Source organism: Lentzea aerocolonigenes, from assembly GCF_000974445.1.
Classification (GTDB): domain Bacteria; phylum Actinomycetota; class Actinomycetes; order Mycobacteriales; family Pseudonocardiaceae; genus Lentzea; species Lentzea aerocolonigenes.
This window is the reverse complement of record NZ_BBOJ01000008.1, coordinates 102,130-117,048: the sequence shown is the minus strand read 5'-3', so window position 1 is coordinate 117,048 and position 14,919 is coordinate 102,130. Positions and strand designations below refer to the sequence as shown.

The 14,919-nt window shown below is 68.1% G+C and carries 15 protein-coding genes, 1 tRNA gene and 1 pseudogene; 14 read left to right on the top strand and 3 right to left on the bottom strand.

Annotated features, from left to right (window positions below; genetic code table 11):
- Nucleotide 1 precedes the first annotated feature (1 nt).
- Both AOM45_RS17090 and AOM45_RS17085 read left to right on the top strand, forming a co-directional pair.
- Nucleotides 2-622, top strand: coding sequence for a lysoplasmalogenase (locus tag AOM45_RS17090; protein ID WP_035910461.1), 621 nt, complete (start codon nucleotides 2-4; stop codon nucleotides 620-622).
- A gap of 58 nt (nucleotides 623-680) precedes the next feature.
- Nucleotides 681-754 (top strand) — tRNA-Lys (locus AOM45_RS17085).
- 127 nt (nucleotides 755-881) lie between these two features.
- On the opposite strand, the pseudogene AOM45_RS17080 reads toward AOM45_RS17085, so the two are convergent.
- Nucleotides 882-2,103: pseudogene (locus tag AOM45_RS17080) on the bottom strand (IS110 family RNA-guided transposase).
- Between the two features lie 414 nt (nucleotides 2,104-2,517).
- Between AOM45_RS17080 and AOM45_RS17075 the strand changes: the two are divergent.
- The 10 genes from AOM45_RS17075 (at nucleotide 2,518) to AOM45_RS17035 (ending at nucleotide 9,149) form a co-directional block, all read left to right on the top strand.
- Nucleotides 2,518-2,694 (top strand): CsbD family protein, encoded by a 177-nt coding sequence (locus tag AOM45_RS17075; RefSeq protein ID WP_059362550.1) that lies wholly within the window; start codon nucleotides 2,518-2,520, stop codon nucleotides 2,692-2,694.
- A gap of 205 nt (nucleotides 2,695-2,899) precedes the next feature.
- Nucleotides 2,900-3,355: a DUF6292 family protein gene (locus AOM45_RS17070; protein ID WP_051783594.1), complete on the top strand. Its 456-nt coding sequence runs from the start codon at nucleotides 2,900-2,902 to the stop codon at nucleotides 3,353-3,355.
- 149 nt (nucleotides 3,356-3,504) lie between these two features.
- On the top strand, nucleotides 3,505-4,038 hold the full coding sequence (locus AOM45_RS17065) for a DUF5994 family protein (protein WP_174517912.1): 534 nt from the start codon (nucleotides 3,505-3,507) through the stop codon (nucleotides 4,036-4,038).
- Nucleotides 4,035-4,190: a DUF6307 family protein gene (locus AOM45_RS51790; protein WP_169774258.1), complete on the top strand. Its 156-nt coding sequence runs from the start codon at nucleotides 4,035-4,037 to the stop codon at nucleotides 4,188-4,190. The genes AOM45_RS17065 and AOM45_RS51790 overlap by 4 nt, the downstream gene beginning before the upstream one ends.
- Nucleotides 4,191-4,321: 131 nt before the next feature.
- Nucleotides 4,322-5,056: a transglutaminase-like domain-containing protein gene (locus AOM45_RS17060; protein ID WP_201780001.1), complete on the top strand. Its 735-nt coding sequence runs from the start codon at nucleotides 4,322-4,324 to the stop codon at nucleotides 5,054-5,056.
- Between the two features lie 330 nt (nucleotides 5,057-5,386).
- Nucleotides 5,387-5,983 (top strand): GNAT family N-acetyltransferase, encoded by a 597-nt coding sequence (locus AOM45_RS17055; protein ID WP_030468309.1) that lies wholly within the window; start codon nucleotides 5,387-5,389, stop codon nucleotides 5,981-5,983.
- Nucleotides 5,984-6,393: 410 nt separating this feature from the next.
- A complete protein-coding gene (locus AOM45_RS17050) occupies nucleotides 6,394-6,597 on the top strand; it encodes a cold-shock protein (RefSeq protein WP_030468310.1) in 204 nt (67 codons plus the stop codon).
- A gap of 233 nt (nucleotides 6,598-6,830) precedes the next feature.
- On the top strand, nucleotides 6,831-7,745 hold the full coding sequence (locus tag AOM45_RS17045) for an acyl-CoA desaturase (RefSeq protein WP_035910462.1): 915 nt from the start codon (nucleotides 6,831-6,833) through the stop codon (nucleotides 7,743-7,745).
- Nucleotides 7,742-8,383 (top strand): GAF and ANTAR domain-containing protein, encoded by a 642-nt coding sequence (locus tag AOM45_RS17040; protein WP_051783596.1) that lies wholly within the window; start codon nucleotides 7,742-7,744, stop codon nucleotides 8,381-8,383. Before AOM45_RS17045 ends, AOM45_RS17040 begins: the two co-directional genes overlap by 4 nt.
- 31 nt (nucleotides 8,384-8,414) lie before the next feature.
- Nucleotides 8,415-9,149 (top strand): GAF and ANTAR domain-containing protein, encoded by a 735-nt coding sequence (locus AOM45_RS17035; RefSeq protein WP_030468313.1) that lies wholly within the window; start codon nucleotides 8,415-8,417, stop codon nucleotides 9,147-9,149.
- Nucleotides 9,150-9,512: 363 nt separating this feature from the next.
- Here the strand turns inward: AOM45_RS17035 and AOM45_RS17030 are convergent, their stop codons facing one another.
- Nucleotides 9,513-9,743, bottom strand: coding sequence for a hypothetical protein (locus tag AOM45_RS17030; RefSeq protein ID WP_156093875.1), 231 nt, complete (start codon nucleotides 9,741-9,743; stop codon nucleotides 9,513-9,515).
- Nucleotides 9,744-9,828: 85 nt separating this feature from the next.
- Between AOM45_RS17030 and AOM45_RS17025 the strand changes: the two genes are divergently transcribed.
- Entirely contained in the window at nucleotides 9,829-10,287 is a 459-nt protein-coding gene (locus AOM45_RS17025) for an ATP-binding protein (RefSeq protein WP_081902191.1), read from the top strand.
- A gap of 538 nt (nucleotides 10,288-10,825) precedes the next feature.
- Here AOM45_RS17025 and AOM45_RS17020 read toward each other — a convergent pair.
- A complete protein-coding gene (locus tag AOM45_RS17020; protein WP_035910539.1) occupies nucleotides 10,826-14,080 on the bottom strand; it encodes a S8 family serine peptidase in 3,255 nt (1,084 codons plus the stop codon).
- 446 nt (nucleotides 14,081-14,526) lie between these two features.
- On the opposite strand from AOM45_RS17020, the gene AOM45_RS17015 reads away from it, so the two are divergent.
- Nucleotides 14,527-14,883, top strand: a complete 357-nt coding sequence (locus AOM45_RS17015) for an ArsR/SmtB family transcription factor (protein ID WP_030468317.1) — start codon at nucleotides 14,527-14,529, stop codon at nucleotides 14,881-14,883.
- Nucleotides 14,884-14,919 lie beyond the last annotated feature (36 nt).

Sequence of the window (14,919 nt, the reverse complement as noted above, 5' to 3'; positions counted from 1 at the left end):
CATGAAGAACAAGCTCTACGCGGCTGCCGCGATCGTGGACTCGATCGCGGCAGCCGTGCGTTCCGCGAAGCCCGCGCGCAGGGTCACGAAAACGGCGCTGATGCCCGCTTTGGCAGTCGCCAGCCCTCCCCGCGACCCGGGAATGGCCGTGGGCCTGGCCGGCTCGTGGGCGGGCGACGTGGCGCTGCTGGGCGACTCCGACCGAGCGTTCCGAACAGGACTCTTCAGCTTCCTGGTCGCCCACGTCGGCTACACCGCGGCCCTGGCCCGCCGCTCCACACCGGGCGCCCGCAAGGCGGTGGTGCCCATCGTCGCAGCCTCCGCCGCCGGTGCCTACGCGTTCGCCCGCGCAGCAGGCCCGATGGGCAAGCCAGTGGGCCTCTACGCCCTCACCCTGGGCACGATGGTGGCCGCCGCGTCGACCGTCCGAGGCGCGGGCGCACGACGAGTTTTCGGTGGTGCGGCCCTGTTCGCGGCATCGGACGCCCTGCTCGGCGCGAGTCGGTTCGTCCTCAAAGGACGTGCGGCACGAGTGGCGACGGCCGGCGTGATGCCGACGTACGCGGCAGCGCAGTGGCTGATCCACACCGGGTTCGAGAAGGGCGAGCGACCCCCCGCGTGAAAACCCGTTGGATGCCCTGTGCTAACGTTCTTCATGTCGGAAACGGCACCGTGAACAAGCGCCGCTAGCTCAGTTGGTTAGAGCAGCTGACTCTTAATCAGCGGGTCCGGGGTTCGAGTCCCTGGCGGCGTACTTCGAAGAAGCAGGTAGAGATTCGTCTCTACCTGCTTCTTTGCATTCTGCGTACACATCTTCATTCTCCGCTTCATCGTTGTGGATCATGGTTTGTGAGCCCGAGGACATCCCTGGGATTAAGGGATCAGGCCGCTGAAACCGCGGTGTGGTGGCTCCAGGCGGTGGTCTCGTCGTACGTCGTGTGGGTAGCAAGGCAACCGTGGAGGATCCCGACAAAGCGGTTACCGACGTGCCGCAGCGCGGCGTTGTGCGGGAGCCCTCGTGCGCGTTGGCGGTCGTAGTAGGCCCGCGCGCCGGGTGAGCCGCGAGCGCGGCCATCGCCTGGCGCATCAGCGCGTTTATGAGTCTGGCGTTGCGCACGTAGCGGGCGTTGACAGCGCTTCTGCAGCCGGAGGCGATCGTGACCGGGCTGGTGCCGGCGTAGTTCTTGCGAGCCTTGGGCCCGGCAAGCGGCCGGGGTCGTCACCGAACTCGCCGAGCACTCGGCTCCCCAGAACCACGCCGATGCCGGGTTGGGAGAGGTAGATCGCCGAGTCCGGGTGTTCGTGGAACTGCTCAGCCAGTTCCTGCTCGAGGTGGTCGATCTGCTCGACGGTCGTGGCGATCATCGCGACGAGCGAGTTCACGATCGCGGCGTAGGCCTGCTGCACGGTCGCGGGCAGGCGCAGCTGTTCTGAACGCAACCCGTCCTGAATCTTCCGCGCACGCTCGTCGATCTTGCGCCTGCCTGCGCGGTGCAAGGCTGCGGTGATCTTCGCAAGCGGCAACGTCACCGCCTTGTCTGGATCTGGCGCCTGCCTCAGGATGTCCAACGCCTCGGCGGCGGCGAGTTCCTCACCGAACGCGGCCAGCGCGGCGGGGAAGAAGTCCCGCAGCTGTGCTCGCAACCGAGCGACCAGACGCCGCCTGTCCCAGATCAGGCTCTGGTGAGCACGAGCCAGCAGCTTGACCGCCTCCGCCAGGTCGCTGTCTCCGGCGATTGGGCGCAGTTGATGGGAGTCGGTGCGCACCATGTCTGCCAACACGTGGGCGTCCGCGGCGTCGCTCTTCGCGCCAGACGGCGAGAACCGCTCGCGAAACCGGAACGTCTGCCGCGGATTGACCACGAACACCCGACAGCCACTCGCCACCAGCGCCGCCACCCACGGACCACGATCGGTCTCGATCCCGACCAGCACCTGGTCGGGATCAACATCCGATCCGATCCGCTCGGCGATCAGCCCGTGGAGCCGAGCAATCCCTTCGACTCCTTCTGGCAGCCTGACCTTGACCAGCGCCCGTCCACTCATGTCCATGATCTCAATGTCGTGATGATCTTCAGCCCAGTCATCACCGACGAACAACACCGCTACCTAACTCCAGTCGACCAGAAAGGACATGGGGAACGCCAGCAGCCAATGGTCAAGTGCTCACACCGGCGTCAGGTGCGGCACGACCTCCCTTCAGCGGTCACTCCCCCCAGCCACCAGCAGGCGCACGAACCCCAGGCAGGACTCACCAATTCCGAACGAGCCAAGTGCTCACCCGCTGCGCGGCAATCTCGTTCCTCAACGTCGGCGCACCACGGTGGACGCTTCTGTGCGCCGCCCGCAGGTGAACTCGAACGTGTGAACCGCAAACGTTCCGTGCAGCTCACACGAAATGGTGTCGTCGACACCTGCAACTCCCCAGGCCGATGAGGCGCGGACGGTTGAGGTCTGTCTCAGTGGGCATCCGGAGGCAGACGTCGCACCTGAGATTCGGGTGTCGGGGAAGGACACATGGGCACCGACGACAAGCTCGACGCCAAGGCCGACGAGCTCAAGGGCAAGGTCAAGGAAGGCGTCGGTGACGCGACCGACGACAAGGGCTTGGAAACCGAGGGCAAGGTAGACCAGGCGAAGGGTCACCTGAGTGAGTCGGCCGAGAAGGTCAAAGACGCCTTCAAGAAGGACTGAACGGCTCACTGCTCTCCCCAGGAGCGCGCACCGCGGCGGTGCGCGCTCGTGGGTGCGTGCGATCTGGCGAACGCTCCGTCAGTCTGCAGCAGCTACAGTGAAGGCACAGGGCCGTTGATCGGCCCGTCCGCTCGCTTCGTCACCTCCGCGGTCCGTGCGCCCGCCCGCCGTGGCTCCGCAGCGATCTGAGGAAGACGGAGTCCGCATGGCAGTGACCGCGCCCATCGGTGATGATCGGGTCGCGCGTGGCCGGAACGCCAGCTCCGAGGGCACGTACGTGCTGGCAGGCGCCCTTGAGCGTTATGTGGAGAAGGTCGCCGAGGCTCTCGGCGTGCCGGGCGACGGCATCAGCTTCGAGGTCACCGACACCGCGACGGCCTACATCGCGCTCGGCTGCCGCGCGGTGGCTCACCCGGATCGTGACGTCATGCTCGTCTGGAGCGCGACGCAGGGCTGGGCGGTGTCGATCGAGACCGATCCCGCCGAGCCTCGGATCGTGCTCGCCCGCGCCACCGGGGACATCGTGCAGGCACCGGAGGCCGTGGCACGTCTGGTGGCCGAGTCCATGGGACGCGTCGGTGCCGGGGAGGCCCCGGTGGCAGGCCCGCCGCTGATGGGATGGTCGGACCTCGCCGAGTGCATGGAACGTCACGCGCCCTGAAGTGGTCGACGCCGTTTCGGTCGATCAGGCCTGAAAGCGTGTAGTGTCCGTTGTGCCGAGAGCATCTCGCACCTGAGCGGTCAAGCTCACGTCGCACTCGGCGAAACCTGAACCGGTCCTTTTTCAGGGCCGGAGACGGGAGTCCCGGCATGACGTCGGCTCCTCACCATTCCACGGCCCCTCCGGCTGTCACGGCCAACGAGCAGCCTCGGTATCCGCTGCGATTGCGGTTGCGGCCGAAGGCGCTCACCACGGGGTATGTCGACGGTGCCTGGTGGCCGCGTTCCCGGGACCTCGCCGCCGAACTGCCCGCGCTGCTCGCGGTGCTGGCAGTTCGGCTGGGCGAGATCCCGCGGGTGAGCTACAACCTGACCGAGTGGGAGACCGCGCCATCGGAGATCGCCGCCGACGGCGTGCGGGTCCGGCTCAGCGGGTTCTGGTCGAGGCCGCCGCACACCGTGGACGTCGTCGCGGGAGACCGGCGCCGCCTCACACTGCTCCTCGTTCCGCCTGACACCAGCCCTTCCACCGCCCACCACGCCATGATGCGCGCCGCCCGGCGCGAAAACACCGACACCGTCGAAGTCCTGCTGCAGGACAGCGAGGCCGATGGGTCCATTGTGGACGTGCACGGTGCCGGCAGCGCCTGCATACCCGAACAAACAACGCAAGGACTTGGATGACGACATCGACCCACACATCCGCATATGAGCGCAGGCTCAAGACGGTGGAGGACGTGCTGACCGGCCGAACCGAACTCGACGGCAAGGCCGCACGGGATCTCGCGGTGCACGTCTTGCGCGCGCTGGACCACATCCCCGAGCGGGTGCGTTGAACTCGCGCCATTACGGCACTGGCGCGACGCAACCGACGTGGGGCACCCGACTGCTCCGCGTCGGTTGTGCGTTCACCTACCGCGCCGAAGTGCCCACGCCGGCGGTGTTCCTCGTGCGTCCACTGTGGAGCGTGGACGTGCGACTGAGCCACGAGCACCTGGACGTGAAGCCGGACGTCCCGATGCGGCACTATCTCGACCTGTACGGCAACCGCAACACCCGAGTGGTGCTGCCTCCCGGTCTGTCCACAGTGCACTACAGCGCGTGGGTGGACGTGCCGGACAGGACGGAGGACGTGTACGACACCGTGCCGGAGACGCTGCCCGACAGCCTTCCGGACGACGTGCTGCTGTACACGCTGCCCAGCAGGTACTGCGTGTCCGACGTGCTGGGCGACGAGGCGTGGTCGAGGTTCGGCGCTCATCCGCCCGGTTACGGCCGGGTGCGCGAGATCTGCCGGCACGTCCACGAGTCGCTGAGCTTCGGCTACGGCACCTCCACCGCGTTGTCCACTGCGGCCGACGTCAACGCCGCGGGTTTCGGTGTCTGCCGTGACTTCACGCATCTGGCGATCTCGTTCTGCCGCGCCCTCAACATTCCCGCCCGGTACGTCTTCGGCTATCTGCCGGACCTGGACGTGCCTCCCGACGGTGCTCCGATGGACTTCGCGGCGTGGATGGAGGTCTGGCTGGGCGACCGCTGGTGGACCTTCGACCCGCGCAACAACGGGCCCCGCAAGGGCCGCGTCGTCATCGGCAGAGGCCGTGACGCCGCCGACGTCGCGATGGTCACCACGTTCGGCGGCCCGGTGCTCGAGTCGATGGTCGTTCAGGCGGAAGAGGATCTGGCCCCCTCATGGCGCTGAGCGATTCCGCCCGCAGCGGAGTACGGTGGAGATCACCGAGGGCACGTCGTGCAGCAGCGCTCAAGCTGGTGCCGCCTTGGGCGCATCAGGAAGCCCGGCCGGTTCGGCTGGAGGCGGGAGCGCCGAGATGAACTCGGAGCAGCTCTGCACCACGGCGGCTTTGGCCGCATCACGCGGTCACAGACTGACGCGGAATCCGCATTTCGCCGGGGGCTGGCGGCCGTTGTCGACGGACCCGGCCGTCACGACGCCTGTGCTCGTTCCCCCTGCCAGGCGTACGCGCTGACACGCGCGTCCTCCCGTTCCGGGACCGATCATCGGAGTATCCGCATGCCCGAGTCACGAACCGTCTTCCCCGCGGCCAACGTGTTGAGCACCCGCCGGTTGACGTTGCGCCCGTGGCTCGTCGACGACGCACCCGCCGCGCTGGACGTCTACGGCCACGCCGAGGTGACCCGCTGGCTCAGCCCTGGAATGGACCAGGTCCCGGACGAGGCGGCCATGAGGCTGCTGCTGCAGCAGTGGAGCGCGGAAAGTGACCGTCTTCCGGCCCCGGCCGGCCGCTGGGCGGTCGAACGCACCGCCGACGGTCAGGTGATCGGCGGCGCCCTCCTGCTCCCGCTGCCGCCCGGCCGGGAGGATCTGGAGGTCGGCTGGCAACTACGTCCTGACACCTGGGGCAACGGCTACGCCACCGAGGTGACTCACGCCCTCGCCGCGTGGGCGTTCAGCCAGGACGTGTACGAGGTGTTCGCCGTCATCCGACCTGGCAACTCCCGCGCCTCGTCCACCGTGCGGAACAACGGAATGCAGTGGGTCGGTGAGACGGTGAAGTACTTCGGCCTCGACCTGCAGGTGTTCCGCCTTCGCGTGGCGGACCTCGACCCGGCCGCACCCGCGACGCTCGGCCCACCGGGTCGCGACTGACCCACGGCATGCAACATTCGGCTACTGTGGGACGTGTTGGGGTCCAGCCGACGGCATCCGGCCGACGCGGTCCCCGATCCCGTCCGGTCCGGTGGTTCTCCGGCCGGAGACAGGAGCACCGGCTTGTTGCCGGACCGCCAGCCTCCCCCTTCCAGATCCCGCGCAGCCGTCGACTTCGCCGAAGCACGACTGTCCGCGGAACGAGCGGAAATCGTCCAACAACGCCAGGCCGCCAGACGAGTCGCGGAACACGCTCGCGACGCGGGCGACTGCCGTGAGCTGCTGTCGATGCTCGGCCTGGCAACACTGCCACCGGGTTCCCGCAGCGCGGTCCCGCGACACGACCAGCACACCACCCCGACTTTCCCGGAGGCGTTCGACGTGTTCCGGCCTGTGGAAGGAGCACGTGCATGAACCGAGGCACCGTCAAGTGGTTCAGCGGCAGCAAGGGTTTCGGCTTCATCGCGCCCGAGAACGGCGGACCGGACCTGTTCCTGCACCACTCCGAGGTGAACGGCTACGCCTTCCAAGGCATTCCGGACAACCAGCCGGTGGAGTTCGAGATCGGCGAGGGCGACAAGGGACCGCGGGCGGTCTCCGTGCGCGTTCTCTGACCGGCTGACGAACCGGCGGCCGGTTCTCGCGCAACCGGCCGCCGACCTCGCCCAGTACCGTCCACTGTGGATGAGGTGACGTGAGGTTTCGTCACCACCACGACTGGGGTAGCCATCACTTCCGAGTGACCTACACCGATCGCCCCAGACCCCGCGGCGGAGATGCAGCTGCCGTTCTGGAGGTTCGTGGCGTGAGCACATCAGTTCCCCGAGTTCAGGTTGGGCCACAACCGATGTTCTCGGGTGAGAAGACCCCGTTCGAGATGTTCCTGGTGAAGCTCTTCGCGGTCGTCCCGGCAGCGGCCCTCGTCGCCGCCGTGCCGCTCGCGTGGGGCTGGGGCCTCGGCTGGGCCGACGTCGGGATCGCCGTCTTCTTCTACACCTTCACGTGTCTTGGCGTGACGGTCGGCTTCCACCGCTACTTCACCCACGGCGCTTTCAAAGCCGGCCGCGCCTTGCGGATCGCGCTCGCGATGACCGGCAGCATGGCGATGCAGGGCCAGATCATCGGCTGGGTCGCCGACCACCGACGCCACCACGCCTACGCCGACCGCGAGGGCGATCCACACTCGCCGTGGCTGTACGGCACGTCCGCCGTCGCACTGGCCAAGGGTTTCTGGCACGCCCACGTGGGCTGGATGTTCCGGCGGGAACTGACCAACGCCGCACGCTTCGCCCCCGACCTGCTCGACGATCCGGACATCCAGCGGGTCAACCGCTGGTTCCCGGCGTTGACCGCGGTGACGCTCATCGCTCCCGCGGTGCTCGGCGGGCTCATCACGTGGAGCTGGTGGGGTGCGCTCACGGCGTTCTTCTGGGCCGGCCTCGTCCGGGTCGCGGCCCTGCACCACGTGACCTGGTCGGTCAACTCGATCTGCCACATGATCGGCGATCGGCCGTTCGAGGCGCGCGACAAGTCGGCCAACTTCTGGCCCCTGGCGCTCCTGTCGATGGGCGAGTCGTGGCACAACTCCCACCACGCCGACCCCACCTGCGCCCGCCACGGAGTCCGCCGGGGCCAGATCGACGTCTCCGCGCGCCTGATCCGGATCTTCGAACGACTCGGCTGGGTCACCGGCGTGCGCTGGCCGAGGCCGGAGCGGCTGGCCCGCAAGCTGAGGGACACCGCGGCACAAGCAACGGAGTGAGCGGTGAGCGGCTGGTCGAAGCCGCCTGCGAGGTGTGCGTTCACCTGGCGGGCGTGAGCGGGGCTCAGCTGACACTCGTGAACGGCACAGGGCGGGGCGAGTCGCGATACGCCACGAACGCGACCGGCGGACGCCTCGAGAACCTGAGGTTCGTCCTGGGCGAAGGCCCCGGTGAGGACGCGTTGAGCTCCGGAGCGCCGGTCCTGGTGGCGGAGCTGGACTCCCGGGAGAACCGGCTGCGATGGCCACTGTTCGTGCCGGCCGCCTGCGCGGCCGGAGCGTCCGCGATCTTCGTGTTCCCGTTGTGCAGTGGCGCCGTCCGGATCGGAGCGCTCGCTCTGCACCGGTACCGGTCCGGCCCGCTCACCACGACACAGATTCTGGACGTCCACGTCCTGACCGAGGTCGTCCTCTCGCTGGCGCTGGACGAGCTGACCCGGCTGCACTCCGACAGCCGTGCCGAGGTACACCAGGCGACCGGGATGCTGTCGGTCCAGTTGGGTGTGAGCATGGAGGAAGCCCTCGCGCGGCTGCGGGGGCACGCGTTCGCCCACGACCAGCCGGTGGTCGAGGTCGCCCACGAAGTCGTTGCCCGGCGTTTGCGGCTGAGTCCGGGCAGCGCGCCGGGAAACGCGTGACCCCGTCCGGCGAACTACCAGAGGTGGCCGCATGGCGATGGAGAACCTGGCAGAGACGTTCGTCGAGCTGGCCGACACGCTGGTCGCCGACTTCGACCCGGTCGAGTTCATGCACCTGTTGGCCAACCGCTGCGTCGACACGCTGGCGGTGGACGCCGCGGGCATCCTGCTCGCGGACGATCGCCGCGAACTCCAGGTCGTGGGCGCGTCCAGCGATGCGGCGCGGCTGGTCGAGCTGTTCGAACTCCAGGACCGGCGGGGACCGTGCATGGAGTGCTACCTCACCAGCACACCGGTGACGGTGGCCGGACTTGCCGAGCAGCCACAGCGATGGCCCGAGTTCTCGTCGGCGGCCCTCGACGCGGGGTTTGGTGCGGTGCACGCCTTGCCTTTGCGGCTGCGAGCGCAGACCGTCGGCGCGCTGAACCTGTTCACCGTCAAGGCGGGTTCGCTGGGTGAGTCGACCATCAGGGTCGCCCAGGCCATGGCGGACGTGGCCACCATCGGCCTGCTGCAGGCTCAGATCATCACGCGGCGAGACCTGCTGGCCGGCCAGCTGCAGCACGCGTTGCAGAGCAGAGTGCTCATCGAACAGGCGAAAGGCGTTCTCGCGGAACGGCTGGGCGTCGGCATGAGCCAGGCGTTCGAGGCGCTGCGCCGCTACTCGCGAAGCCGGCACCAGCACCTCAGCGCCGTCGCCGAAGCGGTGGTCGCCGGAAGGATCGATGTGGACGCGCTGGGCGCGGAACGCAGGGAGCCCACGTGAGAAAGGTCGCGAACGTGCTCTCAGCGCTCTGAGGAAGCTCGCTGGGCCGGCACAGGTTCCTGGAACAGGTTCGTCCAGGACGGCTGTTCAGGCTCGATCGAACTGGATGTCGCAACTGGGTCGTGCGTCTCGGGATGGCTGAACAGCTGGTTCGCCGGGTGCGGGGTCACTGGGTGCTTTCCGTTCGGGGACAGGGCAAAGAAGAATTTCTCATCGTTGCAGCTTTCTTCGCGTCTCGTGCGTGGTCGTCGCGAGTGTGCGGAACCGGAGTGGCTGCACGGCGCGTGGATGAGTGGGGATGCGAAACGCATCGACCCCTACCTCGACAGTACACCTCTTCGCGATGGTGGGTGTCGGCGCGCCTCAGCGGTTGGACGAGGGAAACTGCCCACCCGCGCTGCCGAGTGCGATCAGTTCGGTGTACTGGTCCTGCCACGAACGCTCGGTGGCGAGCAGGTCGGCAAGCAACTGGACCCACTGCGCGTCAACGGGTGGCGTGGCCCCCGCGGCCAGATGGCGTGCTGTCTCCTCACGGGCTTTGAGCCACTCGGACAGCGTCGGCTGGAGGGCGGGGCCACCCTGTTCATCGCTCATCACCTGACAGTACTGCGCGCCATCACCAGCGACAGCTCGTGATGCATGTTGACCGGCCGCAGCCGGGTACACGACATGAAGGCCCGTGCACGCACCGAAACCCCTGGAGGGACTTGTGACAGCCTCTTCCAACGGGCATCGCGGGTTCGTCTTGAACGTCGACCTGAGCAGCGATGCGACACCACCGCTCGGCGATCTGCGGCGATCCGTGCGGCGGTCACTGTCCCATCTGGACACCGATTGCGTGGAAGACGCTGAGCTGCTCGTCACAGAACTGGTCAGCAACGCCTACGACCACGGTCGGCCACCCGTCAAGCTCCGGTTGTGCCAGCTGCCGAACTCGTTGCTGCACATCGACGTCGAAGACAGCGACCGGACGCATCTCCCTCGACTGCGGGCTTCGGCGCCTGGCGGGGAACGTGGCCGTGGCTTGCTTCTCGTGGATCAGCTGTCTCGCGGGTGGGGCTTCAACGTGACCGCGACGAACAAGGTCGTGTGGGCGGAGATGAACTGCCGCGAGTTGAGTCCGGCCGGGCGAAGCTGATCCGGCCGAGGCCGTCGCAGCCCACCGCCGCGAACACGGTTTTACCGCCGTCGAACGTTGTGACGCTGCAGCAGCCGCGCACCGCGGCCGCCACGTCAAACTGCGCGACATCGCCAAGAACCTGCTCGACTCGGTCATGCTTACCTGACCGGGTACTCATCGACATCATCCGACACCGCCATCAAGGCTCACCCGAGGACTCTTGATCAGCGGGTCCGGGGTTCGAGTCCCTGGCGGCGTACTTCGAAGAAGCGAGTAGAGATTCGTCTCTACCCGCTTCTTCGCATTCTGCGTGCTCATTCTCCTTTTCCACGTTGTGGATCAATCTGCGCCCGGCATCACGCGGGACGAGACGACCTTGCGCGGTATCAGCTGTCGACGCCCCGCCGCGTCCTTCGACCAGGCGCATTGGCTGGTCGGGATCACCGTCCTTACCCAGGCGCAGGATCGTGCGCGGCCGCTTCGACTGTCCGGTCCCGGGGTGCTGAAGGGTGGCCTTCACCAAGTCCCACTTGGAGAAGGCCACCTTCACCGACTCCTAGCCGATCCTGATCTCGTTGCGGACGATGGCCGTCCCCGGCAGGTCAGGGCCGGTCATCTCGGTGGTCACCGTCCCGGTCCCCCGCTCGGTGCCCTTCACCGTGACGGTGTAGGTCACCGACGCGCCCGGCGTCGGGGCGGTGCTGGTCACCCGCTGGTCCGCGACCGGAAGCGTGGCCGCCATGTCGCCGTTGCCGAACTGGTTCTCCGCCCCGACCAGGAAGGGCTGGCCCGGGTTGGACGGCAGGTTCGCCGGGTCGTAGGCGTAGGTGATGTCCTGCGTCCCGTCGATGCCGATCCAGACCTGGAACACCCGGCCGGACGCGGTGCCGAAGACGTTCACCCGGTACTCGAACACGAGCCACGAGTTGGTGCCGTCGGTGAGCACGGTCGCGTACACACCTTGCGCGCCGGTGCCGTCCAGGTCGGTCCAGAACGGCGCGAGCACGTTGTTCGGCCGGGCTGGGCTGGGGCCGGGCGGCAGCGAGCAGCAGTTGTTGTCCTCGGCCGTACCGCCACCTGCGACCAGGTAGCCGTTGGAATCCACTCCGATCCGGCTGTAGGTCACGCCGTTGTACACGAACGACGGGACGTTGAAGTTGATGATCTCCTCATCGCCGATCGGCGTCGGTGTGATCCCGAACGCGTCCAGTGGGATGTAGCCGAACAGCGCGCCGGGATCCACCGACGGCACGCCGGCGGCGGCACCGGCGAGCGGTACGTCCGGCTTGCTCACCGTGCGCTTGTTCACCACGGTGGCACCACTGGCCGACTCCACCTTGAGCTGGTTGCTCAGCTTGGTGGTGAGGCTGACCGTGGTGTCGTCGAACGAGGTGTTGGTTGCCGTCACCTGGCAGGTGCTGGTCCCGTTCACCGGGATCGCCGTCGGCGCGCACTCGCTGGCGAGGGTGACCTGCGTCTGCCCGGTCACGAACGCCACCGGCAGGTGCAGCGTCGGCAGGCCGGCGCGGTTCGGCACCAGCCGGACCTCGCCGAAGTGCTGCGCCGGCGCCGCGTGCGACTCGATGGTGATGGCGAGCTGCGCCGACTGGCCGGGTTCGAGCGTGAAGGTCTTCGGCTGCACGCTGATCGTCGCCCCGGCCGGGGCCGTGGTCTGCGCGGTGTACCGCTGCCGCGCCCCGGTCACGTTCTTCGCGGTGCGGATCGTGGTCAACCGGCCAGGCATCACGTTCGCGTTGACCGACGGGATGTTCAGGTGCACGGCGTTGTTCGGGTCGTTGCCGAGCAGCGCCATGTTCGCCGCGGTCTCGTCGAAGGTGAGCCCTGGCGTCCCGGCGTCGGTCAGGTCGATCCGGCCCGAGCCGTAGTCGAACGGGCCTGCCGGGGTGGTCAGGTCCTCCTTGCGCAGATCCTGGACGGCGGTGGTCATCAGCCCTGACTTGACCTGTCCCGGAGTCCAGGACGGGTTCAGCGCCCGCAGCAGGACGGCCGCGCCCGCGTTGTGCGGTGAGGACATCGACGTGCCGGCGATGGCCTGGAAGTACTCGCCACCCGGCCCGGACGACGTGGACTCCACCACCGGGGTGTCCCCGGCGAGGATCTGCACGCCTGGCGCGGTCACGTCCGGCTTGAGGAAGTGGCCGCCGGGTCCACGTGATGAGAACGCTGCCATCACGTCACCGTTGGTGCCGGTCCGCGGGCTTCCCGCGGTGAAGGTCGCGGTCTCGCCGCTGTGCCCGGTCATGAACGCCAGGAACGGGCCTCCGTCGGGGAGGTGGACCGCCGGCAGCCAGTGCGTGTCGGTGAGGGCTTCGGCCAGCGTCGGGTTGTACAACACCATGCCGGCCGCGCCGCCCTGGCTGACGTTGAATCCCTTCAGCACCCGGCCGGGCCCGCGCTGGCAAGCGACGATCTTGCCGGTGAACAGGCCGGCCGGAGCCGGCGTCGTGCACAGCGCGTCGCTGTACGGGGCGTCGCTGGCCAGCACGATCGGCAGTGGACCCGCACCAGGCGTGATCGACGCGCCGTCCGCGGTGAAGGTGTCCCCGTTGCTCCCGGTCACGGTCAGCGTGCTGAAGAACTCCCGGCTCTGGGTGGATGCCGCCACCGTGGTCACCCACGGGGACAGGTGCCCGGCGGTGCCCGCGCCGGGACCGGCGTTGCCTGCCGACGCGGACACGAACACACCGGCCGCGTACGCGTCGAGGAAGGCCAGCTCGGTCGGGTCGGTGAACGGGTCCTCGCCGCCGGAGATCGAGTAGTTGATCACCTGCACGCCGTCCAGGATGGCCTGGCCGACGGCGGCGGTGGTGTCCGAGCCGAAGCAGCCGGCCGGGCCGCAGACCTTGTACTCCATCACCCAGGCACCGGGGGCGATGCCGTGGATCGTGGCGAAGTCGCGGCCGCGGATGGTGACGTCCTCGACGATGTTGCCGGCCGACGTGGACGCCGTGTGGGTGCCGTGGCCGTTGCTGTCGCGCGCGGTTCCCGCGAACGGGTCATCACCCTGCAGGGCGTCGTAGGTGTCGGCGAAGTGCGCGCCACCGATGAGCTTGTCCTGGCACGCGAACGGGTCGCTGGCCGGGGTCAGCGGGTTGTCGCCGAAGTTGCACTCCCTGGCCGGGCCGGGTGGCGCCCGCAGGTTGCCCAGGTCGGCGAACGACGGGTGCTCCGGCCAGACACCGGTGTCCAGGTTGCCGTAGATGATGCCCTCGCCGGCGTTGGCGGTGGTGCCGAGCTGGTTGTAGACGGTGGGCGCGCCGATGAACTCGGAGCTGGAGTCGGTGAGGATCTTGTTGATGCTGTCTTCCTGCACCGCGACCACGTTCGGGATGGCCAGGATGTCCTTGACCGAGTTGGCCGGCACTCTGGCCGAAATGCCGCCGTAGACGACGCGCAGGGACAGGCCGGTGATCGCGCTCGGAGCCTTCTTCTTCAGCTCCGCCGTGAAGGCCTTCTCCTGACCGGCCGCATACCCGTGGTAACGCTGCTGGTCCGCGGTCCGTGCGTCGAGTTTCTTGCCGGTGACCGACGGACTGGTCGGGGCCAGGCCCTTGACGCCGCCGGCGTAGGTCGCCATGGAGTCGTAGTCCAGCTTGATCAACACCGGCACCAGCGTGGAGTCGGTACGCCCGAGCAGGGACTGGTCGGTCTTCGCCAGCCGGCTCGTCGGCGACTTGTCGGCGCTGACCCGGTCGGCGACCGTGAGCTGATCCGCCTGGAGATTCGGTCTGACCGGCGCACCGGAGGCGTCGATGCCTCCGGTGACGAGGGTCAGTGGTACGACAGTCACCAGGAGCGCGAGCCTCACTCGATTACGAAGCGTCATGAGTAGACCTCCACTTGGGTGATACCTACTACATGTGTGGTCGCAATCACCTTGCGCGTGTTACTCACCGTGTGGAATCGCGGTTGACCAGCGTCTTTGATCCGAGGTGTCCGCCGAGTGCGACTGCCTGGGTGCGGCACCCGCAGGGCGAGCGCGTCGCTGTGCCCGAGCTCCGCCTTGCTGATGTCCAGCGCGGCGACGCGACGGGTTTGGGGTTCGAGTCCCTGGCTGCGGATGCCGGATGCCCACGCTCCGAGATCGTCTGCGCGTCACTCGAGGGTGCACTCCGTTGTGCGGCAGGCGGTGACTCCGCAGCACGAGTCCGCGTCCCGCGCTGGGGTGTTCGCGGTGACGGGCTTGAGACCCAGGGGCGTGTTGCGCGAAGGCCGGAGTGCCATCAATATTGAAATATGTCGAAGCAAGAAGGTGGCTGCTGCGAGCCGCTGCCGGAGGCGCCGCTCGCGGAGGAACAGGCCGCCGAGCTCGCGACGGTGTTCAAGGCGCTCGGCGACCCGGTGCGCCTGCGGCTGCTGTCGATGATCGCCTCGCAGGGTGACGGCGAGGTCTGCGTCTGCGAGCTCACGCCCGCGTTCGAGCTGTCGCAGCCGACGATCTCCCACCACCTCAAGCTGCTGCGGCAGGCCGGTCTGGTCGACTCGGAGCGCCGGGGCACCTGGGTCTACTACCGGGTCCGGCCCGAGACCACCGAGAGGCTGACGGCCGCACTTGCCGACGTGACCGGCGAACGGCGCGCCGCAACGGTGTGAGGGCCCGCCCGCGAAGCGCGGACAGGCCCTTGCGCG

Coding starts and splice junctions, on each gene's coding strand:
- AOM45_RS17090 (WP_035910461.1), top strand. CDS start 2: ATGAAGAACAAGCTCTACGCGGCTGCCGCGATCGTGGACTCGATCGCG.
- AOM45_RS17075 (WP_059362550.1), top strand. CDS start 2,518: ATGGGCACCGACGACAAGCTCGACGCCAAGGCCGACGAGCTCAAGGGC.
- AOM45_RS17070 (WP_051783594.1), top strand. CDS start 2,900: ATGGCAGTGACCGCGCCCATCGGTGATGATCGGGTCGCGCGTGGCCGG.
- AOM45_RS17065 (WP_174517912.1), top strand. CDS start 3,505: ATGACGTCGGCTCCTCACCATTCCACGGCCCCTCCGGCTGTCACGGCC.
- AOM45_RS51790 (WP_169774258.1), top strand. CDS start 4,035: ATGACGACATCGACCCACACATCCGCATATGAGCGCAGGCTCAAGACG.
- AOM45_RS17055 (WP_030468309.1), top strand. CDS start 5,387: ATGCCCGAGTCACGAACCGTCTTCCCCGCGGCCAACGTGTTGAGCACC.
- AOM45_RS17050 (WP_030468310.1), top strand. CDS start 6,394: ATGAACCGAGGCACCGTCAAGTGGTTCAGCGGCAGCAAGGGTTTCGGC.
- AOM45_RS17045 (WP_035910462.1), top strand. CDS start 6,831: ATGTTCTCGGGTGAGAAGACCCCGTTCGAGATGTTCCTGGTGAAGCTC.
- AOM45_RS17035 (WP_030468313.1), top strand. CDS start 8,415: ATGGCGATGGAGAACCTGGCAGAGACGTTCGTCGAGCTGGCCGACACG.
- AOM45_RS17030 (WP_156093875.1), bottom strand. CDS start 9,743: ATGAGCGATGAACAGGGTGGCCCCGCCCTCCAGCCGACGCTGTCCGAG.
- AOM45_RS17015 (WP_030468317.1), top strand. CDS start 14,527: ATGTCGAAGCAAGAAGGTGGCTGCTGCGAGCCGCTGCCGGAGGCGCCG.